We start from the raw sequence: 22,899 nt of genomic DNA on the forward strand, positions 1-22,899 counted from the left end.
TTGGTTATTGGTTATTGGTTATTGGTTATTGGTTATTGGTTATTGGTTATTGGTTATTGGTTATTGGTTATTGGTTGCGAATTACCAATTTCTACTTCTCAATTCCCAATAACAACTAACAAATAACAACTGACAAATAACAACTAACAGTCAACAATCAACAATCAACAATCAACAATCAACAATCAACAATCAACAGTCAACAGTCAACAGTCAACCGAGAGTTAACTTCTTAATTTTTCAGGCGAAAGAGCGATCGCCACCAAGTCTTCGATTTTCTTAATATTCGGATCGCCCGCCAAATAACCAATCCCTCGGTGCAAGTGCAGGCGAAACTGTTTCGCTAGAGTTTCTTTTTCTGTGCCTAAATTGTCTTGGTGACACCGCTGTTTGAGGGCCATTATCAGGATATCGGCCATGTCGCCGCCGAAGACATCCCAGCTTAATTCGACGTTGCTGTCGCTGGGAATTGGTACTGGGGATGGGATGCTGGGCTCGGCGAGCGATCGGCAAAACCCCCACCTGCACAGCACGTTCCAGCGATCGATTTTAGTCGATCGTTTGAGTTTTGACAGTTGGTCTTTGGCTGTTTGAGATAAAAGGATGCGATCGACTGGTGGTTCCATAGGTTGAGAGTGTTTTGATATTTTGTAAAGAGTGTTAATATTTGGGAGGCTCAGCCTCTAAATTTACGTTTTTTGACAGAGTTGAAAAACTAAAAGTAACAATTTTTTACACGGCGCGGACTTGATATATTCAGCGTTTTTTGGTATTCTGATTGTAATAGGATATATCCTAATATAATGGGATGGTGGCAAAAATAAAATTTTCGCAACCATCCCATTATGATATATATAGTACCGCAACTCCCAGGTAAAAGTCAAGGGGGTTGCGGAAAATTTTGGCGCGATTTTTTAGTCCCAAAAATAACCGGGTTCGACGGTGGTTTGGCGTTTAGCTGAGTCGTAGTTGAGGAGGTAGCTGCGGGCGATCGCCTCTAATTCTTGCAGCTTATCATATTCTACTTTGCGAATCTCCGTGTCCGTAGAAAGCAGGATGACTTGGTGGCTGGCTGAGGGGAAATAGCGTTCGACTAGGTTGTTTCTGTGGGAGGAGTCGAGGCGGCCCAGGGGAGTGTCGATCGCGACTGGTAACTGTCTCCCGGATACTCTGGCTAATCCCCACAAAAAGGCGATCGCCAGCAGTTGTTTTTCACCGGCAGAAAGTCGGTGTTTCGGTACAGGTTTACCTTCTGGATCGTAAATCGAGAGGCTAAATGTTTCGGTATCGATCGCAACTCTGTGCACCAAGTCGGTTTTGTGCAAGAGGTAGCGAAAACAGTCGGTAATTTCTATTTCGAGTTTGTTGAGTTTTTTGAGGGTGAGTTTTTCTTTAAATAGTTTGAGGGTAGCTTGGGCTTTGGCGATCGAACCGATGACGTGTTGGCTGTTTCTGATGGTGATGTATTCGCTGCTGTAGGTTTCCAATTCTTTTTGGGTTTTGGCTAATTCTTTGTCTAATTCGTCGATGCGGCGGTTGGCTGATTCTAAGTCCGCGGCTGCGTTGGCGACTGTTTTTTGGGCATTTTTAACGGCAGATTCTAGTTTCTCGTAGGCTTCGGGGGAAGCGGCAGCGGCTAGCTGTCTGTCGGTGAAGTCGATTTCAGATTCTATATTTTGGATTTCTGCTATTTGTTTGGCGGCTGCTATTTCCTGGGCTTTGATTTGGTAGCTGAGGAGGTTTTCTAGTTGCTGGATGTTTTCACTGCTGGCGGCTAACCAGGGCGGGGTGTCGCTTCCGGCTTGCTGTTCGAGTTCTCTATTTTCTTGGCGGATGAAGTCTTGAATTTTGTCTATTTGTTCGGGATTTAAGGATATTTCGGCGATGTAGTTCAGGAGGCGATCGCTTTTTTGTTTGATAATACTTTGGGCGATTTTTGCTTGCTGCCGGCTGGCTTCGGTTTCTGCTTGGATTGTGGCTTGGGTTAGCAGGGGGGAAATTAGGGCTAAGGGCAATTCTTTTGAGGCTAGTTCGATCGCGGCTTGACGGGATTTTTCAGCAGCAGTTTTGTAGTCGTTTAGTTGTTTGTCTAAAAAACTGCGATCGGCTGCAATTTTGCCGCCTTCATAAATAAATTTGTCTGATGCTTGCTGCTGGTGTTGTTTGGCTTTGTCTAATGCGTTTTGGCAACTGCCTCTTTTTTCAATTTGCAATTCTTTTTCAGCAGTAATTTGTTGAAAAGTTTGTTCTATTTTTTCTAAAGCTGCCAAGTCTTTTTTGCCGGCAATTTCTTTGCGCTTGCGGCCGGCTAATATTTCTAAGTCAACGGCGAGGCGTTCGGCTAATTCTAAACCTAAAAGCGATTTAATTGCGCCGACGACAAACTCGGGCGGTGTTTCGAGTTCGGCTAGTTCTTTGACTTGTTCGCCGTCAAATAGAAATAAGTTGGAGATGCCGACTGGTAGCAAAGTTTCGATGTATTCGTCCCAGGTGTTGCTAATAGCTTTGTCGGGAAACCAATCGGTGACTATTTCGCTGTATATGAGAATGCTTAACGTGTCTTTTATGTCGCCCGGTTTCCAGTATCTAACTATTTTGTATTGAGTTAGTTTGTCGTCTTGGATTTGTTCAAATGTTAGTTCGACGCGGGTGTCTTCAAATGGCGGAGTTTGGCGGTTGATGGATTGATTGAGGAAGTCGCTGTAGCTTAAATTTCCTCTGGTGGAACATTGGGCTCTGCCGCCGTAAAGGGCGAGGCGGATGCCGTCCATGAGGGTGGTTTTGCCACCGCCGTTCATGCCTCCAAGTAATATGACTGGGCGGGGATTGCCGTCTTTTTCGGGGCGGAGATTGATGGTTTGGATGCCTGTGTAGGGGCCGAAGTTTTTGAGGACGAGTTCGAGGAATTGCATTGTAGATGTTGTTGGTGGTTGCTGGATTATTGGTGAGGGATTTTGTAACCGATAGTTGGTTGGTGGGGGGGGCGGTTAGCAGCGGATTTTGTAACGGATTTAGCGGATGGGTGGTTGGTGGGGCGGCGGTTAGTGGCGGATTTGGTCGCGGATTTAGCGGATGGGTGGTTGGTGGGGCGGCGGTTAGTGGCGGATTTGGTGATCTCCCACTAATCATCCGTTACATCCGTTACATCCGTTAAATCCGCTACAAAATTCGCTGCTAACCGCTTCCCCCTTTGCTACCAATCGATTATATCTGTTGAATCTTCCTCCTGGTTTTGGGGCCCAATGCTAGGAGGTAAGGGGAGTTCGACATCTGTTTCTTCGTATGTTCCTGAACTTCCCCTCATCCAGCCTCTGCCATTTGTTTTCGGCCGCCACAAGTATGGTTGAATGTGTTTTTGCCAACCTTGTACAGATTTTGGTGGAAGAATGCGGTGATATTCTAATTTGCTGCGACCAAAGTTGATAAATAAACCTACTTTCGCTCCTGTAGATGCTAAGTAAGCTATGATTTGAGCTTGGTCTTTATCGGTCATTGGATAATTTACGGCTTTATCCTCTACTACAATACATTCATTGACCCAATGGTCTAGATAGAGGATTCCCATCCAAACTTGACCGTCGTAAATTTGTCTGGGATATTCCATTTCTGTTGTAATACCGGATTCAAGCATTTCTGCATCAAATGCTCTTTGGTAATGTTTTTCTCTTAAACCTTTTTGTGTCCTCCGGTGTACTCTCATTGCACAGCCGATGATGCTGTATGTCAGATCCTGATGGGGAATATTAGGATTAATCATGGTCGTAAAAATTTGGTAATTTAAACGATGAGGGTTGGGTAATAATGAGGTTAGTTGACAGCCTATTGTATCCGATCACTCGGCGGGGTCGCTGTCAACAAGTTTGGGTTTGACCGCAGGCTAGCACGTGCTAATCGCTAGGTTTTTCCTCTTCTACATCGGGAGTAGAATATTTGATGTCTGCCCAAGATAGCTGTCTGCTTTGATTGCTGTTGCTTTCCAGTTCTTCTTTAAGTTTGGCAATATCAACGGTATCGTTTTTGGCGGAACTGTTGGTTTGGGCGATCGCACTTTTGACTTGCTGAATGTTCTCAGTCGGATTTGCTTTAACAGCTTCCACCGCTGTTTTTAAGTTGCGTTGATAGTGGGCGTTACCAATAGCTTCATCCTGCGATCGCGAACTGGTTTCAAAACACTTGTCCAAATCGGCGTAAATACCTGTACGGCGAGGTTTTGTGTAGTATTGACGTTCTGTATCGAGGAGTTTAGCCATCAATTCCAGGTGCATTTTGTCATCGCTGCAAATTTCTTCAATCGCAGTCCATTCGTCGCTACCTAGGAGTTTTCTTTCGGCGGCGGGACGGGAATCTTCAAAGGGTTCTCCCGTGACTTCTTCGTAAATGCGGGGCAAACTGTCGTCAAATTCGTGCTTTTGTTCCAACCAAATGCGGCGGATTTCGCTAAGTTCTTCCGGGGTAATTAAGGTAATGTCGCGCATTTCTTCGGGTGCGGTTTTGCGGATGTGGGTTTGTGCTTCCAAGACTCGTCTCAGCCAGTGTTCCCGCCAGAATTTGGTGTACGGGCCGGGTATGGGTTCGACGGAGGTTTTGTCGTCGCCCATGTTGCGTTCAAACAGTTCTACTCTACCGTAGATGCGTCTGAAGTCTCTTTTTGGGCGATCGTCTTTTATATCTAATTCGTTGCGAATATCGAGAAGAGGCTGCATCCATTCTTTTTCTTCATCATTTTGAATCATTGCCTCCATTGATTTATCTTGGCTTACCATCGTACAAACCCAGCAGCCAAAGCGAGAACTGCCGCAGCTAGGCGTAGAAGTATCGACAACTAAAGGACATTCATTGTCTGCTGTCGCACCGCGATACATAGTAAATAAATCTTTGTTGCTATTTTCCCAAGGATTAGACCACTGATTCAGATAAATCCAGACTTCATCAGTTCGCCAATCTTCTATCGGACTATAAATTAGGGAATTAGGCAGACTAGGACTCTGATAAAGTAGAGATTTAATGGAACTCGATTTATCATTTAGGCGGTCACTCATGCGACCTATTTCATGTTTCTCCATTGAAGCAGCCCGTTTAATACTTTCAGCTTTGCGAGTACCCAATATGAGAATCACTTCTCCATTGATTCTTACCACATCACGAACGAACCGATTAGAAGGAAGGATTTTCAGGCGTTCAGTACACCAGCGAAATCCATGTCTCGGTGCTGGGTAGCCTTTTCCCATCAAGTTAACCCAGAAAGTATCTTTGACATCTGGATAAAGCATATGAGGCTCTATTGGGAGCTGTTGCTCTATAGCAGCAGACTTCATCTGTTTTAATGACTGACGTACCCAAGTAGAAACTATAGGGTTTTCTACCAGTGTATCGGTTGTGATAATATAAATTTTTTTTGTTCTTTTTTCTGCTGGTAATTCTGCTATTGCATACCAGATAAGCTGCACTACGGTAGTGCTGTCTTTTCCGCCAGAATATCCGACCACCCAAGGAATATCATCTAAACAATATAAATCTCTAATTTGTTGACTTAATTTTTTTATTTCTTCTACTAAATCCCTAACGGTACGGGGTGGAAAAAGTGGTAGCATTGTTTCTGTCATTTCTTCAAACTCAGTTACGTAATTAAGCTCTAAATACATTCACCCGATGCCAGTGTAGCGATTCAAGTCTTGGTAGATATTGGTCTAAAGTTGGCAGGAGAATAGTTTCACTATGAAAATCTTTCATAGTTCTGGCATTGGGGGATTCCTCTTCTAAATCATTAGCGACGATAATTCTGTAATTATCATCTATAGCAAACCAACCCTGGTCAAAAGCCCAATGATGATTTTTACACAATGATATCCCATTATTAATTTGATTGTCATAAAACTTTGAAAACGGCTTGATATGTGAGCCATCTACAATATTTTGAGTGAAATTCCTGATAACTTTTAATCTACAAAATGCACATTTGTAATCATACGTATGTACTACGGCTTTCCTAAAAATAGCATTTCTTACAGCCGATTTGGTTAAATAGAATCGAGGTTCTGCATCAATATTTCCTGCTAGGCCCGATATTTCTGTTTCTGCCTGAGCAACATTTTCAAAGTCTTGATTAACTTGCAAAATATCTCCAATATCATCCTTATTAGATGAAAACCAGACAGCTACCAGTGTATCTATTAATTCCGAGCGAGAATTTTGGTCTTGGAGTAAATTGAATAATTCATTATCCCAACTAGCGTATTCTACAGCTTCTCTTAGCTTGTTAGTTGTTTTAGGCTTTGAACCATTAAATCCAGACTTTAATGTTTTATGCCAGAAACCATCGCCTTCCAAGTGCCAAAATGGATAGTACAAACCACGATTGTGAGCTTCAGAACCTAAGATGTTCCAATATTTGTTAAATGTTTGAATCAAGTCGTCGGAAACATAAATTCGATTCTCCCTAATTATTCCTTGAGCAATTAGATCGATGATTGACAAGAGTAAGATTGGCTTATGATTAGCTTTACCACGTTGGCGCGTATTGTTTACATTAAGAGTGGCAAAACGTTGTCGATAGTACGCTAGATTTTTATTTTCGGACTCTTCTCCTGCAGTCATTTTTTCCTCCCACTATGATTAAATATAATCAGAGCTAAAATTTTACACTCTTTTCAAAAAAAGTTAAGAACCGCAAAGTAAGACCATAATGCAGAAACTAGAGAAGTTAAGCAGTGTCAGCAGACTAACAAGTAATTCTCTAGCCTAAACCGGAGATCATTATATCACTTTTGGGCTGCATCTGCGGTTCCCAAACCCAACCGATTTTTCAAATAATCAGTCATCCAACTAACACTAGCCCTCGACTTAGAAATTCCCCCTTTCAACAAAATCCCGCCCTCCCAATCAGGATTAGAAATCGACCAATCAACCTGCAGTAAAAGGCTCAAACGTTCCTCCCAACTCTCAGGAAAAACCGACAACAAAGCGGCCCCAACTTCCCCCAAACTCTCCAACACAACACTGTGACAGTGCACGCAATTCCGGCGCATTTCCCCCGCCGCAACTTGCTTTTGCAGAACTAATTGCCAATCGGGCATAAAACTGCTAACCGCATTCCAATAATTAACAGCCTGTTGTATTTGTTGAGCAAGTTCTTCCTCTTTTTTCTGTTTTGTAGTGCCAGAATGAGAGGGTTTTGTTTGTTTGCTGCTGTGAATGTTGGACAGCAAAGCCATGATAGCACGATCGATCGCACTTAGCGCAAACAATTTGGGCGATCGCCCATTCAAACTCCCCTTCTCCATCTCCGTCAAACACCGGAACACCTCAACCTGCTTAAAAACCGATTTTACAACCAAAGCGCGATCGCCTCGGTGGTTGTAAAGTACCCTTAGCGACGACTCCAAAGGAACTTGAAAACCGTTCAAATCAGCAAACTTTTGCTGCGAATTTTCCAACCCAATATCCAGAAACAAAATCAGCGCCACCGTCTCGTATCCCAACTGCGGATTTTCCTGCAAAGCCATCTCAAAAGCCGCCCTGCGATGCTGTCCGTCATTAATAGTAAATTTAGCATCCATCGGCACTCGCAAGCGACCGATTTTGCGTTCCTCCGCCTCATTTCCCACAGCTTCAAAAGTAATATCCGCATCAATCGAAGCGGCGATCGCCCCACAAGTATAATTCCCAGAATTATTGACCAAATAATCAGCAATTTCGGGAATTCTAGCCCAGTTAAGCGCCCGTTTCGCCCGCAAAAACGGCGGCACTTCTTCAGAATCTAAAGGAAACAATTTCGGCAAAAAACGCACCGGACACATCGACACGTAATATTCGCGGCCCGCTTGAATGCCCCGAATTACCGGCAAAATGTATTCAAAGGAAGGAGTGGACATATTTTAGAATTGGGAATTGGGAATTGGGCATCGGGCATCGGGCATCGGGCATCGGGCATCGGGCACCGGGCATCGGGAATTAACATTTATTGACTTTTGGTCTGGCTTGTGGTATTTGTCCGGGCTGTAGCAAGATAAGTCAAGTATTTCACAAAACTTTTTAAAAAACAAGAGTTGACATCAATTTTAACCCATGATATTTTTGAAAAAATAGCGTAATTATATAAAAACTGCGAATGAATACCAACCCAGCGGCTGATCTCGCTAACCAATTTTTGGAAAAAGAACATCGCGAAAGGCAGGAAATCGCACTGTTATTAGATAATTATTTAGGAAAGGACGATCGCATTTTTGTACAAAAAACCCACATGGGAAACACCGAAGCCTACATCGGTTCAGTCACCCTAGAATGGTTAGATTCCCGCGTCCGTTTCGCCTCACAAATGCCGCTTTTCCGACAAAAATTTGACCTCAAAACTAACAACATTGTCCGCGACGACGAAACCATTGACGAAATTATCCAGCGCCCCTTGGATTGGTCGCGCCAAGCCCCACTAACTCAATATTTAGCAGCCAGAAAATCCCACAAATTCCCCGCAGTTTTAGTAGTCGTCAGTCCCCCCTGGGTAGACAATCCTCACGCGGAAGAATGGGATGAAAACGGCGTAGCAACTAAATCCGCTGCTGAATTTATATCCTTTGATAAAAACGGGAATTTAGGGCTGTTGGATGTTTCTCAAAAAGTCTCAATTTTCGCCTTAGACGGCCAGCACCGGCTGATGGGAGTTCAAGGTTTAATGAGTTTAATTAAAACCGGAATCCTGCAAAGATACAACAAAAATAAAAAACCTGTGGGCGCTGCAATTACTCTCGAAGATTTAGCCCAAGAGTATCAAATTGACCCCGACGAAGTACACACATTAGCTCACGAAAAAATCGGGATTGAGTTTATCCCGGCCGCTGTGGCTGGGGAAACCCGACAGCAAGCACAACGGCGCGTGCGATCGATCTTTGTACACGTTAACCTGATGGCGGTAACGCTGAGTCAGGGACAGCTAGCATTATTAAACGAAGACAACGGATTTGCGATTTGCGCCCGCAAAATTGCCGTCACCCATCCTTTATTAAAAGAGCAAGATAACAGAAATCCCCGCGTCAATTGGGACAGCGCCACAGTCGCCGCCAAATCCACTGTACTCACAACATTGCAAGCGCTGCAAGATATGTCGGAACGGTATTTAGAATACAAATTCCCCCATTGGAAGCCGGAAAAAAAAGGTTTAATTCCCATGCGTCCCGAAGATGATGAACTAAAAGAGGGAATTGAAGAGTTTAAGAAGTTGTTCGATAATTTAGCAACTTTACCTAGCTATCAAAGAATTGAAAGCAGCGAAGAAACCTTAGAATTGCGCCGATTTAGTTTTGAAAAGCCGGGGGGCGAGGGAAATATTTTGTTCCGTCCAGTCGGTCAAATTGCCTTAGCTAATGCTTTGGGAATTCTAGCATTTAGAAAGAAAATTTCGCTGAAATCTATTTTCGACAAACTCCGCAGATTCGATGTGGATGAAGGATTTAGCCATATGGACAATCCTGAGTCTGCGTGGTACGGGATTTTGTACGATCCGAATAAAAAGCGAGTGTTAGTTTCTGGAAGGGATTTAGCGACGAAGTTAATTGTATATTTGGTGGCGGGAATTGACGACGATATGGATCGGGCTCATTTGCGGCAAGCTGTGGCTCAAGCGAGGACTTTTGAGGATAAAGCTGTTAGTTTTAATGGCAGGTTTGTGAATCCGAAAGAGGTAGGATTGCCGCAGGTGCTGAGTTAAGTTTCTATTGGGCAAAGTCCACAGCGACTAACACTGAGCAGGAAGCAAATTAGTTTTGTATAATTGAATCTGCACCTTACCTATAACCAGATTATGACCATCGCTGAACAGATTTATGCGATCGCCAAAACCCTTCCCAAAGACCAAGCTAGCGAAATTCTCACTTTCGCTGAATTCGTCTGTGCTAAGCATTTGAGCGCGAACCAGCAAACAGACACTGTAGACTCTCCGATTCCTTGGGCTGAACTTGTTTTTTCCCTTGCTGGAACTTGGGTAAAAGATTTTCCATCTCTAGAAGATATTCGTGCTGAATCTGGACAAGATGTTGTGCGGGAGAGTCTATAAATGTACGTTTTGGATACAAACACCTTGATCTACTATTTCAAAGGTCAAGGACAAGTTGCTCAAAACATTGCTAATGTTTTACCCAGGAAATAGTCGTTTCTGCGATCGTTATTTTTGAGTTGCAAGTCGGCATTGCTAAATCCAATTCGCCGGCCAAACGCACTCAACAACTTCAGCAACTTTTGAGCCGAGTTAACGTTATTGCTTTCGATCGCGATGCTGCTGTTGCGGCTGCTACAATTCGCGCACAGTTGGAGCAACAAGGTACTCCCATCGGCCCGATCGATGTTTTGATTGCAGGGACAGCCGTAGCTCTCCAAGCGAATCTCGTTACCCACAATGTCAAGGAATTTTCTAGAGTTTCGGAACTCGCGTTCCCAGACTGGTATTGACTACCTTCCCAACTAAAATGTTGTTAAATTCGTACTTTTAAGAGTATATCGTAATCCCCCAATTCATCCGCAAACAGAACCTGGATGCTTGGTGGTTCAGACATCAATACCATCCCAAAGTTCTGCGATCGGGTGAACTTTGCCGTCTTCTACTTCCATAAGCGCAATCAGGAGACTGTTAAAAATATCTTCTTTAGATGGAGCGTCTTTGTCTTCTTCAAACAGTTGACCTAGGGATTGTAAAATCAGGGTTTCGATCGGCAGGTTGAGTTTACCAGTTGTCTCAAGAAGCTGCTGTTCTAAATATTCAGGAATGGTGAGAGTAATGTGCATGGGGTGTATCTCTTCTTATCACAAACTTTCAAGCGCAGACTGTATTTAACTTGTTAAATGGCTAACTATTACTATTTCTTGCGGCTTGTAACTTTTGCTGAATTGCGGCTTGAACTTTCTGATCGAAATCAGGATCGCCGGGACTTGCAATAATCCTCAGCGGATGCTGATTGATTCTGTCTAAGTACGCCTGAAAAGCGGCTCTATCTCCTCGATGTCTGAGAAAATACTTTTTCAATTCAGCATTCGACATTTCGTTATAGTTAACTTGGCTCATCAGCAAACTCCCCATTGGGTAAAATTTGGAACTCAAGCTCTTCATCATACCCAGCCAATATGTATACGTTACGAGTTCTATCGTCAACACAAACAAGATGTATGGGTTGAAGCATTGTGTAAGTTAGTTGATAAGAAATGCGATATAAACTCTCAAGCTGGGCAGCAGTAGGCATTAGACTTAATCACTCCACCTAAAAGTTATTTTAACAGATAACTCCAGGCAATAATTGACTAATACATTAAGTTTAACTTAAGTATTTTGTGGTTTCAACAAAACCAATTCCGCCCCCACGGGCAAATGATCGGACTCGGTAGCCTCCAAAGACGAACTCGATTTTGCACCCCAATGCTGGGAATACCAAATATAATCAATCCGACAAAGGGGATAGTTTAATTTCCAATTCGAGCGTTTTACCAGCAACTTAAGTTCCCAACCGTGAGGCCAGGTAAAACCAAACCCAAATCCTGATTTTCGGAAAGAATCTTGCAGGACTTTCTGCAGGTTATAGTAGTCTTGAGTTTCGTCTGTCATATTAAAATCGCCTGCGACAATTACGGGCAGAGTTTCTTGCTTGACTCGCTCAACTAAATCTAGAATTTCAGGCGATCGTTTGCCATATTTGTAAACTGGAATTTTGATAAAAGGTAAAATTTTATATTTTTTAAACCAAGGCCCGGTAGTTTGCATATTATAAACGACTATTTCTCGATCTTTAAATTTAATAACGGCCCGCTGCTGCGTTTCTGCATGATCGGCCAAGTGTAGTATTTCGCTGGATACAATGGGATATTTACTGAGAATTCCTACCGGGGGAATGCCAATTTGATAGGGGTAGTCTGCTTTTAGCCAAGTGAATGCTTTTTCGGTATGTTTATGAACGATTTCTTGTAAAAATATAATATCTGGTTTTTCCCGTTCAATTAGTTTAACTAAAGTTGGTGACTGTGTTGTATACCATCCGACGTTATGGGATAAAATCTTGATTCCCGGTTGCGAGTTTGTGCTGTCAATTAATGTGGGAGAAAAGTATTTTATTTGCAGCCAACTTATTAGAAGAATGCAGGCGATCGCCGAAATAATCGAAAACCATCTTTTTTTGATGATTAACAATCCGATGATGGGAAGCAGGAAAGTTGGGAAGAAAATTAACGGGATAAAAGTGCTAACTAAGGCTACAATGGACTGGCTATCCCAAAAAATTAGTTTTAGAATCAAATAGCAAATAATTAATACTGAGTAGCTGTAAGCAAAAAATTTTGCAGATTGCTTGAAGCCTCTGTTGATGAGATTTTCGGGTAGGTGTGGCATGGGGAATTTGTTAGAATAAGAACTTGCTTAAATCGAATTCTTCATTTGACCGATTTTGATTGTCTCTTTGGGAGATTAAGAACAACAAAAGGCGATCGGTATAATCCGCCGCACCCCGAAATTCTTCTCGCAATATTTCCAGTCCGCCATTAGCATATTCTTCAAAAATTTGCAAGCGTTCTGCTTCCAATTGTTCGTCGAGATGGGAGAGAATTTGAGGATTTTTGGTTTCGGCGATCGCAATTAGCTTGATCGCCATATCGTAACCCCTGGATATAAAAATATCAATATCAATGGCACCGGGTTCTCGTTTAGAAATTTCCCCCAAGGGCGATCGCTTTTTCCGCTGATTTCCCAAGGATGCCGCAAAGACAATGACATCGGCGTAAGTCTGAAAAGGGCCGGAGTTGTTATCCAATAAAGTTAAGGATTTCACTAAATCGGCTTTGTCTTTAGCAATTCTAATTCTGTTAGCAGCCATTGGGATTAATATGTAATTTTTAAATTGGTAGAGTAACCGCAGATGTCAAGCAGATCAACAGAGATTAACGCAGATAGTTTTTAGAATGTTCGTAATAACATAATTTTTTTGGCAAAACTTCCTCTGGCTTCCCGGCGCTTGATTTTTTCGGCTAAAAGCCGATCGCCCGAAATGCCAAAATTCAGCATCACCGCATCCATCACCTCAGACAAATCAGCCAATTCCGCCACCAAATCATCCTCATCAGCCACCGCTGCTTCCCCCGCTTCCTCAATCAATTTCTGGCGCAAAGCTTGACGGTATTCGCGATCGGACAAAATGACAAAATCGCATTCACTCCCGCTTTGCCGAATAATTTCAGGAATGCGATCGCGCACCAACTTATGATACTCTTTTTCCATGTCAAACTCCCTTTAACCTTGACTAAAAGTTTGAATCAACCAGCGATTAATTTCCCCATCATCTTGAGTTTGACTGCGATTCAAAGCTTCCTCAACTAACGCGATTTCCAGCCCCGGTAAAACCAGTGAATCTTGAATTGTCCCACTCCCTCCTGCAGTAATAGCAAATGCAAATACAGCATTCGTATTTGCATTTGCTGCCCAATATTCTTGGACTTCGGAATGTTCGTAAATTAAACGCTTTACTCCCAAATCATCTGCACTAGAAGATGCTCCTATTTCCACCACTAAAGCTGGAGGTGCAAACCCATTCAAATTAATTGGCGTATTCGTGCGAGGAGGTAATTCAAAATCTTCACCTATATAATAAGACAAATCAGGTTGAAATTCCCGAATACCTGTTTTGCGAAAACTGGCATTAATTAACTCAACTATTCGGATATTTCTCAAAGCTGTATAAAAATTGACAACTCTCGAAACTACTGAATTATGACGACTGTGCAATGGCCCTACTGGTGACATTTCTACCCTCATGTGTTCTTGATAGTAATAAAACTTGCCTTTTTCCCAAGCTGAATCCTCACCAAAATTTAGAAACTCTTCCCATGTCGCCTTCACCCAAATATCCGTTTCCAAAACCTGTGTAATTGCCGAATTAGAAGCCATAATCCACCTCTACAATTTTCGTATATTCAAATTCCACGTCAAACTCCTTTTAACCTTGACTAAAAGTTTGAATCAACCAGCGATTAATTTCCCCATCATCTTGAGTTTGACTTCGGTTCAAAGCTTCCTCAACTAACGCGATTTCCAGCCCCGGTAAAACCCGCGACTGTTGAATCCTGCCGCTACCTCCGCCATTAATCGCAAAGGCAAAAACCTCCCCAGTGTTTGCACGATCCACCCAATATTCGCTAATTCCTGCATCTTCATAAAGCAACCGCTTGCTACCCAAATCATCGTTAAAAGAAGATGCACCAATTTCTATTACCAAATTCGGCGGATCGTATTGATTCAAATCAATGGGTGAATTGTTGTCAGCCGGAGGAACTCTTAAATCTGAACCAATGTAGTAAGCTAGATCGGGTTGAAACTCACGAATACCTGCTTTGCGAAAACTAGCATTAGTAAATTGAATTATTCTGATATTTCTCAATGTAGCGTACAAAATAACTACATTGGAAACAATCGAATTTTGACGCGCGTGCAATGGCCCTACTGGTGACATTTCTACCCTCATGTGCTCTTGATAGTAATAAAACTTGCCTTTTTCCCAAGCTGAATCCTCACCAAAATTTAGAAACTCTTCCCATGTCGCCTTCACCCAAATATCCGTTTCCAAAACCTGTGTAATTGTCGAATTAGAAGCCATAATCCACCTCTACAATTTTCGTATATTCAAATTCATCTGAACTGCGCTTAACTAAAGCATAGCGCGTTCCGCCCAATTCGATCGCATCTTCTTCGCAATCAGCTTTCGGAGAATTGTACTCCAACACGTATTCCCTACCGATGGAACTTTCCATTTCTCTAGCAACTTCTCCGCGCCACTGAGTTTTTGTTACTAAGACTACCAATTGATTCGCTAATTTAGGCAGTTTATTCGCAATTTGTTTGCGATAAATTTCATCCAAACTGCCAAAGGGAGAATCCATCACAATCGGAAATGTACTGCTATCGGGGCCCATCAAAGTATTTTTTTGACTCCACTCGCGCACGCCCTCAATAATTCCGCCGATAAACGACAAACTGAGGATTTGATTTTCTCCTGTAGAAGCAGCGACTAAAGATTCGTTTCCCGATGTATTTTCTACTAGCGTTAGTTCGTATTTGTCGCTTAATTTGGGGAGGTAAGGAGTAAAAGAAATTTGACTAAAAATATCTTGCACTCGCTTTTCTAGCTGAGAACAAAACTGTTTTTCTAAGCGCGATCGCACTTCAGTTAGGCGATCGATCGCATTCTGAGTCGCAGCAATCCGGCGCTGGGCCAATACTTGCTTTTGCTCGTTCAGTTGCTGCTTGTCGATTTGCTTGTCCAAAGCAGCAACCTGCGCGTTCAAACTCTCAATCTGCTGCTGGTTAGAGCCAGTTTCCCGGTGCAAATCGCCAATGTTTGCCTCAATTTCATCCAAGCGCTTTTGCAAGCGGCTGACATCGCCGTCAGGGAAATTTTTCAGCTTGCTGTGAATATCGTCTAACTGGTTTTCCACCCGCGAAATTTCTGTTCTACCGCGATGAATATTAGCTTGTTGGCTGTCAAGTTCCTCCCAAAAATCAGCCACTTGTCTATCAATTTCATTAACGCGATCGCTAATCCGAATAGTAGTTTCTTCCACATCGCCAACAACCGCTTTATCCATCCAACCGCTCACATTTTCGCAAGCAACAGAATCGGGAGTTAATTCCGTACCGCAGATGCAGCGCTGCTGCACTAATAACTCTTGCAAAAACGGTCGCCCAATCCCCGAAAGCAACTCACCTTTTTCGCGCAAATTTCCAAAAATCGAGTTAAATTCAGCCGCAGCATCCGACAAAAATACCGCGTAACCGCGCCCCGAAATTGCTCGTTGAAGCGCTGATGAAGCCCGATCAATTTCTTCGTGAAATAAACGCCTTTGCTTTTCCAATTCGTCTCGCAACTGTTGCAACTCGGCAGCACCACTGCGTTCCAGCAAATCACCGTTAACTGCTTTTTTTAATTCGCCTTGATTAGTCAATTCTTTCTCAATTTCTACTTGTCTTTGTGAAAGTTGGTCTACCTCTTTCTGCAAAGTTTGCTTTTGTTTTAAAAGTTTTTTAATTTCGTAACCACCAATCATACTCAAATCTGTTTCTAGAGATTTTTTTGCGTCTCCCAAATGTCGGATAGAGCGATTCAGTACCTCTACTCCCAGCAATTCCTTAGTAGCTTCGGCAATTTCTGCTTTCTTATCGTGGCGAACAATTTGCTCGATTCGTTCCCCATCAAAAAAGAAATATTGATGTAAATTTACTGGCAAAATTCGTCCGATAATATCATCGGGATGCTGGGCTGTTGGCATCCAACGGCCGTCATCTTTTGCTACTTGCAGGAACAATTCGCCTTTGATGTGTTCTACACCATTTTCACTTTTGTAAGCACGGCAAACACGCCTTGCTTGGTAGCGTTTGTTGTCGTGTTCAAACACAACTTCTGCCCAACAACCTACGGCTTTTCCCATTTCGGCTTCAGCAAGAGCGCGCTTGTTTACTAATTGTTCTTCCGCCGCAAAAGCCGTGCTAAATTTTCCGTACAACACCCAGGTAAAAGCATTCATCAGTGCAGTTTTTCCAGCACCGTTATTACCGTGAATTACTGTAATATTTTGCTCGCCCCAAGCCAGCTTAATTTCGGGACTTTTGCCGAAAAACTGCCTAAAATTGCACAGAGTAAGTGAAATTAACTTCATACAATTGCTTCCCTAATAATTGTCAAAATGTCATCGCTAATATAGCGGGGAGATTTCATATATAGTTTATCTTTTTCAAGTTCCAATACCTGCTCGATAATTTGTCGGACTTCCGGCGGCGCGCTAGTAATCGGTTGCTGTACGTCGCTCAAGTCTTTGTCTGTGTAATAACCAGAACGTTTTTCTGCTAAAATGCCGATCGGTACGGGTGCGATCGCACTATCTTTATATGTAAAAGCGATTACCAAATTTTCATTCAAATTTTCAGCCATAATTAGAAGGAAGAAGGAAGTTCGGCAACGAGCAATGTACGGGATGTAACGGATGTAACGGATGTAACGGATGTAAGTCCGTCGGAAGAAGGAAGAAGGAAGAATGCTTATATATAGCGGTTCTCAAGCTTGGTGAGGTATGCCCTATGCCCTATCCCCACTCCTAGCACCTCATGTTACGATCGAAAGGCTATAGTTAGCTTTTTTGTCATCTCTATTTGACGCTTAATTAAGTGGATTTACTTATTTTATTGCAAAAATCAAAAACTACAGGGTTACGTATGGGGTGAGAAACCCGGTTTCTACGAGTGTTGTTCTCGCGTCACGAGAAATCTACAAGAAACCAGGTTTCTAGAATTTTTGTGACGAAAAACGAGGAATTTACGAAGAAACCGGGTTTCTGAGTTCGTAAGTGCGATCGCTCACGAAACTAGCAACTCAAACTGCAATAAAATAATTCTATCTTTTTAAGATAAACCGAACCGGAATAAATGTCAAATATCTAACAAGCCATAACGCTTTTGAAGTTGCAGCAATTTTACCCTAGCTTCCCCAGCATTGTCGGCTAAATCAGCAAATTCTAAGAACCGCTTCAACTCTTTTCTGAGCAGATTGCGCTCGACTTCTAAGGTTTCTCTGCCCAAATCGGGAGGCAAAACAATCATGTCAAATAAAGTGGCTCTTTCCTTTCCCGGATGCGGCCGCAAAATGCGTCCCCGGCGCTGAATAAACTGGCGCGGATTGCTGCTGCTTGCTAAAATAACAGCATGGCGAATTGCGGGAATATCAACGCCTTCATCCAAACAGCGAATCGCGACTAAACCTTGCAATTCTCCACTCTCAAATTGCTGGCGCAATCTTTCTCTTTCTGCTAAGGGAGTCGCCGCCGTATAGGTGTTAACTCGATAGCCTAATTCTGAACCTAATAACTTTGCGGTTTCTGTTAGTTGGCGGTTGTTATTGCGGCGCGCACTTCCTTCGATCGCGCCATCGCCGCAGTAAAATAAAGTATGGGCCGTGTCGAGACGGTTACTCATTAATTTTCGCAAAGCTGTTAATTTATTAGCTGCCGCCCCAATTAACCGAGAACGCTGCATTAGTAAAGTTGTTAAAATATCGTTTTCTGCTACTTTTTCATCACCCCAAAGCGCCCAACCAATTTTTTTAGTTAAATAGGAATATTTGCGGGTTTCAGCTTCTGTCAATTCTACTAAAATCGGATAGTATAAATAATGTACTAAGGCTTTTTGTCGGATGGCATCGGCTAAGGTAAGCTCTGGTTGCAAAACCGGGCCGAAATAATCTAAAATAGATTCGGTTCCCTGTTCGTCAAAGTGTCTTTGTGGGGTGGCGGAAAGGGCGAGGCGCAGTCCAATATTGCGTGGCAAACTTTGTCCCAAACGGGGTGCGCCTAAGTTGTGAACTTCGTCTCCAATAATTAGGGTTTTTTCTGGGAAATAGCGGATTTGCGACTGCAAGCTATCGGACATTAAGGTGGCATTTGTGGTGATAATTGTCAGAAATAGTCCCTCGATAGCTCGCACTTCATACAAACTCGCAGCCAGCTTATTTTGCCAACTGCGGGCGTTTTCAAAGGCTAAAATAGGTTTTAAACCAAATTTTTCCGATTCGCGCGCCCACTGATTCACTAAGTGGCAGTAGGGGCAAATTACGAGCAATAGTTTAAGGTTAATTTTATTATATAATTCAGTGGCGATCGCCAGTGCAGTAATCGTCTTACCGCTACCAGTCGCCATCTTCAGCGTACCGCGTCCCCGATTCGCAAACCAATTATCAACCGCCGCCCGTTGATATTGTCGCAATTCCAGCGATGGCGGCATTCTCGGAAACCCAGATTGCAAATGATTTACCGCCATCGCGATTCACCTTTAAATGCCGTTAAGAAGAAGGAAGAAGTCATTAGTCATTAGTCATTAGTCATTAGTCATTAGTCATTAGTCATTAGTCCAACGTCATGTTTTGCTGTCCCCCCGGAGCTTTCCGTCCAACGTCATCAGTCCGATGGAAGTCGGAAGAAGGAAGAAATACACAGGAACGTTTTTTTCGCGAGTCGTATTTTACATTTAACTAGATGGATTTAGTTAGATGCAAAAGTCCCTATACTCCAATGTAGCTTACACGCGATCGAAACTTAACAACCCAAACAAATTATCCGCCAACATTTGTAAATCCGACAGCACATCGAGCACCGGCAAAATATCCCGATTCTCCTTCCCCTCTGGTTGCTGCTGCGGCTTAAAAACCAAAATTAATTTTTCTTCCGGGTCAATCAACCAACCTAATTTAGCACCGTGATTTAAGCAAAACAAGATATTATTGATTACCCGAGTTGGATTTTGAGCCGGCGATAAAATCTCAATTGTCCAATCAGGGACAATTTTAAACTTGTTTTGTATCTCTCCACTAGCATTAAGAGGAATGCGCGACCACTCGAACACTGCTATATCTGGAACAATAGAACGTCCCCCAAAAGTGCAGCGCAATTCAGGAAAAGCATAAGCTAACTTCTGCGGTTTACCAACTTGATTAATAATCGATGGAAACTCGAATTGCAGTGTACTGTGTTTTCCTGGCGGCATAGCTTTTTGATGAATTTTACCGTCAACATACTCGCTAGCCGGCTTAGTTTCTGGCAGTAGCAAAAACTCTTCCAGAGAAATCTTTGACGGAGACTGGATTGACGTTAACATAAGCGATTAAACCCTCAAAAACTCCGATCAATTAACGTCGCTGTCACCTTCCCAATCCTGACAACTCTCCGATTCCACACCAGTAGGGTGCATCGCACAAACCAACAAATTTCCGCCGTAAACTTGGCCGTGATAGTTAGTGCAACCGCGACAAGCCGGCTGCTGAGTCGTCGAAGGGTCTACATAAGTCACCACCGACCAATCTATCTCATCAAACTCCGGGTCGAACTCCCGAACAATTTCAATTATCGGTTCTAGAAATTCATTGAGATAACCGTCGAATTCATTAAAATAACCGTCAAATTCAGCAATCAGGTTATTTTGTACTTGTTCTGTAAACTCTTCCGAAATCTTTGCCAAAACGTCCAGCATTTCGACAAATTCATCGCTAACGTCGCTGAAAAAATGCTCTACGTCAGAAGCAGTATTTTCCATTACTTCAAAAAAACCTTTTGACCAATCTTCCATGAATTTGACAGCTTACTATTGCAAAGTATTTAACATAGTCCGGGACACATCAAGCCCAAAAAACCGGGTTTTTTACTCTCATCAGGTTGCAACGGGCGTATTGTAGTAAAAAAACTCGGTTTCTGACTACTCCCACGTCCGGGACTATCACAGATAAGTGCAGCCAGCCTCATGCGAAGCGATCGCACCTACTCTCAATTCTATTACCTATTGCTCTATATCCGTCCACATCGGATACCATTTTCCTGAAACAATCCAACTGTAGGTCAACTCCAAACCCGCATCCAGTCAATCATCCCCAATCTAAAATCGAAAAATCTAAAATCGTAAAGGGAACTCAAGAGTATTATCTTGAGTTCCCTTTATGCTTTGCTTTGCGAGCTTTTTTTGAGCTTAATCGCGCTTCAGCTTTCGCAATTCATCTTGTAAATTCTGTACTTGTTCGCGGAGTTTATCTACGCCGCCGGTTTCTTTAGCATCTGGTGCCGAAACCTCTTCTTCCTCAGAAACAATTTCAATCCGGCGAGGTTCAGCCGTTTTTTTGTCCCCAGTGACTTCTACTGGCGGTTGCTGCTGCTGAGCTTGTTGCACCATGTCTTCGACAAAGCGGCGTGCTTCTTCCGTTGACATTTCGCCCCGCTTGACTAATTCATCGGCCAGCTTTTGGGATTCAGCGCGCAATTCAGTCAACTTGCTGCCTGCTTTTTCACCAGCATAGGAAGCTAGCCCGACACCAAGATAAACTGCCTTTTGTAAAATATCTCCGAAACCAGGCATAGGAGCTACACCTCATAAAACAAGGTGAACCGGAGACCACGCCTATTACAAGCATCCCGTGTTGCTGCTACCTTCCGGTCCTGACAAGATTTGGGCGTTGGAATCGCGTGGGTCCAGTTCATTTGTGAGTATAACACATTTATTTATTCTTCAACCACACACCAGTGATAAATTTCATAAATAACGCAACCGTTTTTCACCAGGGGGTCTTCAGCAACGATCGCCCTTGCCTCATCCATCGAACCCGCCTCAAACATCAACATACCGCCGCCCCGCCTCGCCCAGTAGCCAGTTTTAGCTCGGTGTCCTTTAGAAATCAACTCTCGGACATAAGCTCTGTGAGCGGGCACATACTGGTCAAATACAGGCTTTTCGACAATTCCTTGCTCAATTTTGACAAACCAAGGCATTTTTTATTTTGGATTTTAGATTTTAGATTGGGGATTGTAGATTGGAAATGAGGTTTTTGGTACGAGCAATTGAGTAAATACTCGATCGCCCGTACTCAGCCACTCCTTCCTTACTGCGATGCTACCCTATGAACCAGTCAAAACAGCGATTTTTTATTGCTCTAGTGCCGCCCCCGGAAATTCAACAGCAGATTACTGAGATTAAACAGTATTTTGCCGAACACTACAACAGCCGCAGTGCCTTGAAGTCACCGCCCCACATCACCCTGCAACCTCCTTTTGAATGGCCAGCGGCGGAAGTTCCGAAATTAGAGGAAAGCTTAAAAAAATTTTCCGCACACCGGCTGTCAATTCCCGTTAGCCTATGCGGTTTTGCCGCTTTCGCGCCCCGCGTCATTTACGTAGATGTTGTCAAATCCCCCGAATTGCTAGAAACTCAAACAGATTTGATCGGTTATATTGAGGCGAATTTGGGAATTGTCCCTCCAGTTAATCAGAATCGCCCATTTGTACCGCACATGACAGTAGGGTTTCGCGATTTAACCAAAGAGAATTTTCAAGCTGCTTGGTTGGAATTCTCAGGGCGCCAACTCCACTTTGAGTTTACCGCAGCGGCATTAACATTGCTGCAGCACGACAGCAGCCGCTGGAACATCAGCAAACAGTTCCCGCTTAATATCGAACCCGCAACAAATTTAAATCAATCGTGAAAACTCTTCCTTCTCTACTCTTCCTTCTCTACTCTTTCTTCGCGCCGCTTCGCGTCTTCGCGGTTAGTTATTCCAAAAAAACGTGATAAACTATCGACATCTGAATGCAATTTAGAGGCAGAAAACCTGTTGAAAATTCAAGGTAAAACAGGTGGCAGACTGCCCTTAGTGGGAGTTGCCAGAGCCACAGTTCCGTAAACCAAAATTCCCGACTCTCGCAATATTTTAATAGCCGATTTAACCGTAGTGCCGCTAGTATAAATATCATCAACTAACAGCACTCGATCGCGCGGGCGGCGGCGGCGAAAATCTTTCCCCAAAATTAAAGCATCTTTCATTTCAGCTTTTCGCTGCTGTGGTGTCAGAGCAAATAAAGGTTGAGTATTTTTCACCCGATCCAAACCGTGGCGCTGCAAAGGTAAACCAGTCAGCTCGCAAAAACTTTCCGCCAAAAGTTCCGCCTGGTTAAAACCCCGCTGCTTGACCTTTTCTTTGTGCATGGGAATTGGTACAACTGTTAGATTGTCAATAGCTAATTCGGGAAAACTCAGCCAAGCTTCGGCCAGCCAGCCGCCGAGAGGTTTCGCTAATTGGGGATTTCCCTCATATTTCAAAGCTGCGATCGCCCGTTTCAGAGTCCCGCCGTACTCGCCCCACACAAAAACCCGCTCCCGATCGTCCCAAAATCGAGCGGGATCTGCTAACTGACATCGCTGAAGTTGTTTGTGACAGTACGGACAAAACTCCTCGGTCGCAGGTCGCTGACAAAGAGGACAGTTAGACTTAAGAAATAGATTAAGTAAAGATTTGACTAATCCCGTCCATTTTCGGTTGTTCATCCTAAAATTGTGGTAATTGATTAATCGGAAAAACTATCAAAATT

General features: G+C 43.2%; 27 protein-coding genes and 1 other RNA gene. 5 read left to right on the forward strand and 23 right to left on the reverse strand.

Annotated features, from left to right (window positions below; all coding sequences use genetic code 11):
- Positions 1 to 224: 224 nt before the first annotated feature.
- The gene (dndE, locus tag QUA97_RS06245) at positions 225 to 626 is read right to left on the reverse strand and encodes a DNA sulfur modification protein DndE (RefSeq protein WP_333193952.1); all 402 of its coding nucleotides are present in this window, start codon (positions 624 to 626) and stop codon (positions 225 to 227) included.
- A gap of 288 nt (positions 627 to 914) precedes the next feature.
- Positions 915 to 2,912 (reverse strand): DNA sulfur modification protein DndD, encoded by a 1,998-nt coding sequence (gene dndD, locus QUA97_RS06250; RefSeq protein WP_333193953.1) that lies wholly within the window; start codon positions 2,910 to 2,912, stop codon positions 915 to 917.
- A 14-nt stretch (positions 2,913 to 2,926) separates the two neighbouring features.
- On the opposite strand from dndD, the gene QUA97_RS06255 reads away from it, so the two are divergent.
- Complete coding sequence (locus QUA97_RS06255) at positions 2,927 to 3,154, forward strand: hypothetical protein (RefSeq protein WP_333193954.1); 228 nt, start codon at positions 2,927 to 2,929, stop codon at positions 3,152 to 3,154.
- A 39-nt stretch (positions 3,155 to 3,193) separates the two neighbouring features.
- Here QUA97_RS06255 and QUA97_RS06260 read toward each other — a convergent pair whose 3' ends face one another.
- The 4 genes from QUA97_RS06260 to dndB all read right to left on the reverse strand — a co-directional run bounded on the left by QUA97_RS06260 (position 3,194) and on the right by dndB (position 7,871).
- Entirely contained in the window at positions 3,194 to 3,757 is a 564-nt protein-coding gene (locus QUA97_RS06260) for a GxxExxY protein (protein WP_333193955.1), read from the reverse strand.
- A gap of 130 nt (positions 3,758 to 3,887) precedes the next feature.
- On the reverse strand, positions 3,888 to 5,603 hold the full coding sequence (gene dndC, locus QUA97_RS06265) for a DNA phosphorothioation system sulfurtransferase DndC (protein WP_333193956.1): 1,716 nt from the start codon (positions 5,601 to 5,603) through the stop codon (positions 3,888 to 3,890).
- Positions 5,604 to 5,625: 22 nt separating this feature from the next.
- Positions 5,626 to 6,594 carry an HNH endonuclease gene (locus QUA97_RS06270; RefSeq protein WP_194067183.1) on the reverse strand — a complete coding sequence of 323 codons (969 nt, stop codon included), beginning with the start codon at positions 6,592 to 6,594 and terminating at the stop codon, positions 5,626 to 5,628.
- Positions 6,595 to 6,758: 164 nt separating this feature from the next.
- Positions 6,759 to 7,871, reverse strand: coding sequence for a DNA sulfur modification protein DndB (gene dndB, locus QUA97_RS06275; protein ID WP_333193959.1), 1,113 nt, complete (start codon positions 7,869 to 7,871; stop codon positions 6,759 to 6,761).
- Between the two features lie 236 nt (positions 7,872 to 8,107).
- Between dndB and QUA97_RS06280 the strand changes: the two genes are divergently transcribed.
- From QUA97_RS06280 to QUA97_RS28260, 3 genes are all read left to right on the forward strand, one after another.
- A complete protein-coding gene (locus QUA97_RS06280) occupies positions 8,108 to 9,700 on the forward strand; it encodes a DGQHR domain-containing protein (RefSeq protein WP_194067181.1) in 1,593 nt (530 codons plus the stop codon).
- Between the two features lie 93 nt (positions 9,701 to 9,793).
- On the forward strand, positions 9,794 to 10,045 hold the full coding sequence (locus tag QUA97_RS06285) for a DUF2281 domain-containing protein (protein ID WP_194067180.1): 252 nt from the start codon (positions 9,794 to 9,796) through the stop codon (positions 10,043 to 10,045).
- Positions 10,046 to 10,164: 119 nt separating this feature from the next.
- Positions 10,165 to 10,437 (forward strand): PIN domain-containing protein, encoded by a 273-nt coding sequence (locus tag QUA97_RS28260; protein ID WP_228049916.1) that lies wholly within the window; start codon positions 10,165 to 10,167, stop codon positions 10,435 to 10,437.
- A gap of 96 nt (positions 10,438 to 10,533) precedes the next feature.
- Here the strand turns inward: QUA97_RS28260 and QUA97_RS06295 are convergent, their stop codons facing one another.
- The 16 genes from QUA97_RS06295 to QUA97_RS06370 form a co-directional block, all read right to left on the reverse strand.
- Positions 10,534 to 10,770 carry a hypothetical protein gene (locus QUA97_RS06295; protein WP_194067179.1) on the reverse strand — a complete coding sequence of 79 codons (237 nt, stop codon included), beginning with the start codon at positions 10,768 to 10,770 and terminating at the stop codon, positions 10,534 to 10,536.
- A gap of 61 nt (positions 10,771 to 10,831) precedes the next feature.
- Positions 10,832 to 11,095, reverse strand: a complete 264-nt coding sequence (locus tag QUA97_RS06300) for a DUF6887 family protein (RefSeq protein WP_228049915.1) — start codon at positions 11,093 to 11,095, stop codon at positions 10,832 to 10,834.
- Entirely contained in the window at positions 11,034 to 11,222 is a 189-nt protein-coding gene (locus QUA97_RS06305; RefSeq protein WP_228049914.1) for a DUF6888 family protein, read from the reverse strand. Before QUA97_RS06305 ends, QUA97_RS06300 begins: the two co-directional genes overlap by 62 nt.
- Before the next feature lie 77 nt (positions 11,223 to 11,299).
- Entirely contained in the window at positions 11,300 to 12,358 is a 1,059-nt protein-coding gene (locus QUA97_RS06310; protein ID WP_194067177.1) for an endonuclease/exonuclease/phosphatase family protein, read from the reverse strand.
- A gap of 10 nt (positions 12,359 to 12,368) precedes the next feature.
- Positions 12,369 to 12,839, reverse strand: coding sequence for a DNA phosphorothioation-associated protein 4 (locus QUA97_RS06315; RefSeq protein WP_194067176.1), 471 nt, complete (start codon positions 12,837 to 12,839; stop codon positions 12,369 to 12,371).
- An 80-nt stretch (positions 12,840 to 12,919) separates the two neighbouring features.
- Positions 12,920 to 13,240: a nucleoside triphosphate pyrophosphohydrolase gene (locus tag QUA97_RS06320; protein WP_194067175.1), complete on the reverse strand. Its 321-nt coding sequence runs from the start codon at positions 13,238 to 13,240 to the stop codon at positions 12,920 to 12,922.
- A 12-nt stretch (positions 13,241 to 13,252) separates the two neighbouring features.
- Positions 13,253 to 13,906: a Uma2 family endonuclease gene (locus QUA97_RS06325; protein ID WP_333193968.1), complete on the reverse strand. Its 654-nt coding sequence runs from the start codon at positions 13,904 to 13,906 to the stop codon at positions 13,253 to 13,255.
- Positions 13,907 to 13,955: 49 nt separating this feature from the next.
- On the reverse strand, positions 13,956 to 14,612 hold the full coding sequence (locus QUA97_RS06330) for a Uma2 family endonuclease (RefSeq protein WP_333193970.1): 657 nt from the start codon (positions 14,610 to 14,612) through the stop codon (positions 13,956 to 13,958).
- The gene (locus QUA97_RS06335; RefSeq protein ID WP_333193972.1) at positions 14,602 to 16,668 is read right to left on the reverse strand and encodes an AAA family ATPase; all 2,067 of its coding nucleotides are present in this window, start codon (positions 16,666 to 16,668) and stop codon (positions 14,602 to 14,604) included. Before QUA97_RS06335 ends, QUA97_RS06330 begins: the two co-directional genes overlap by 11 nt.
- Positions 16,665 to 16,940 (reverse strand): hypothetical protein, encoded by a 276-nt coding sequence (locus QUA97_RS06340; RefSeq protein ID WP_194067171.1) that lies wholly within the window; start codon positions 16,938 to 16,940, stop codon positions 16,665 to 16,667. The genes QUA97_RS06335 and QUA97_RS06340 overlap by 4 nt, the downstream gene beginning before the upstream one ends.
- A 494-nt stretch (positions 16,941 to 17,434) precedes the next feature.
- Entirely contained in the window at positions 17,435 to 18,817 is a 1,383-nt protein-coding gene (locus QUA97_RS06345) for a DNA phosphorothioation system restriction enzyme (RefSeq protein WP_194067170.1), read from the reverse strand.
- Between the two features lie 258 nt (positions 18,818 to 19,075).
- Positions 19,076 to 19,651 carry a Uma2 family endonuclease gene (locus QUA97_RS06350; protein ID WP_333193975.1) on the reverse strand — a complete coding sequence of 192 codons (576 nt, stop codon included), beginning with the start codon at positions 19,649 to 19,651 and terminating at the stop codon, positions 19,076 to 19,078.
- Between the two features lie 27 nt (positions 19,652 to 19,678).
- Positions 19,679 to 20,119 carry a hypothetical protein gene (locus QUA97_RS06355; RefSeq protein WP_194067168.1) on the reverse strand — a complete coding sequence of 147 codons (441 nt, stop codon included), beginning with the start codon at positions 20,117 to 20,119 and terminating at the stop codon, positions 19,679 to 19,681.
- A 393-nt stretch (positions 20,120 to 20,512) separates the two neighbouring features.
- Positions 20,513 to 20,896, reverse strand: a complete 384-nt coding sequence (locus QUA97_RS06360) for a phasin family protein (protein WP_194067167.1) — start codon at positions 20,894 to 20,896, stop codon at positions 20,513 to 20,515.
- A 23-nt stretch (positions 20,897 to 20,919) separates the two neighbouring features.
- Positions 20,920 to 21,016, reverse strand: an RNA gene (gene ffs, locus QUA97_RS06365) — signal recognition particle sRNA small type.
- A gap of 23 nt (positions 21,017 to 21,039) precedes the next feature.
- Positions 21,040 to 21,306, reverse strand: coding sequence for a YciI family protein (locus tag QUA97_RS06370; RefSeq protein WP_194008815.1), 267 nt, complete (start codon positions 21,304 to 21,306; stop codon positions 21,040 to 21,042).
- Positions 21,307 to 21,434: 128 nt separating this feature from the next.
- Between QUA97_RS06370 and QUA97_RS06375 the strand changes: the two genes are divergently transcribed.
- A complete protein-coding gene (locus QUA97_RS06375; RefSeq protein ID WP_194067166.1) occupies positions 21,435 to 22,016 on the forward strand; it encodes a 2'-5' RNA ligase family protein in 582 nt (193 codons plus the stop codon).
- Positions 22,017 to 22,153: 137 nt separating this feature from the next.
- Here QUA97_RS06375 and QUA97_RS06380 read toward each other — a convergent pair whose 3' ends face one another.
- Positions 22,154 to 22,855 carry a ComF family protein gene (locus QUA97_RS06380; RefSeq protein WP_194067165.1) on the reverse strand — a complete coding sequence of 234 codons (702 nt, stop codon included), beginning with the start codon at positions 22,853 to 22,855 and terminating at the stop codon, positions 22,154 to 22,156.
- Between the last annotated feature and the right edge of the window lie 44 nt (positions 22,856 to 22,899).

This window comes from Microcoleus sp. CZ3-B2 (genome assembly GCF_036705055.1).
Classification (GTDB): domain Bacteria; phylum Cyanobacteriota; class Cyanobacteriia; order Cyanobacteriales; family Microcoleaceae; genus Microcoleus.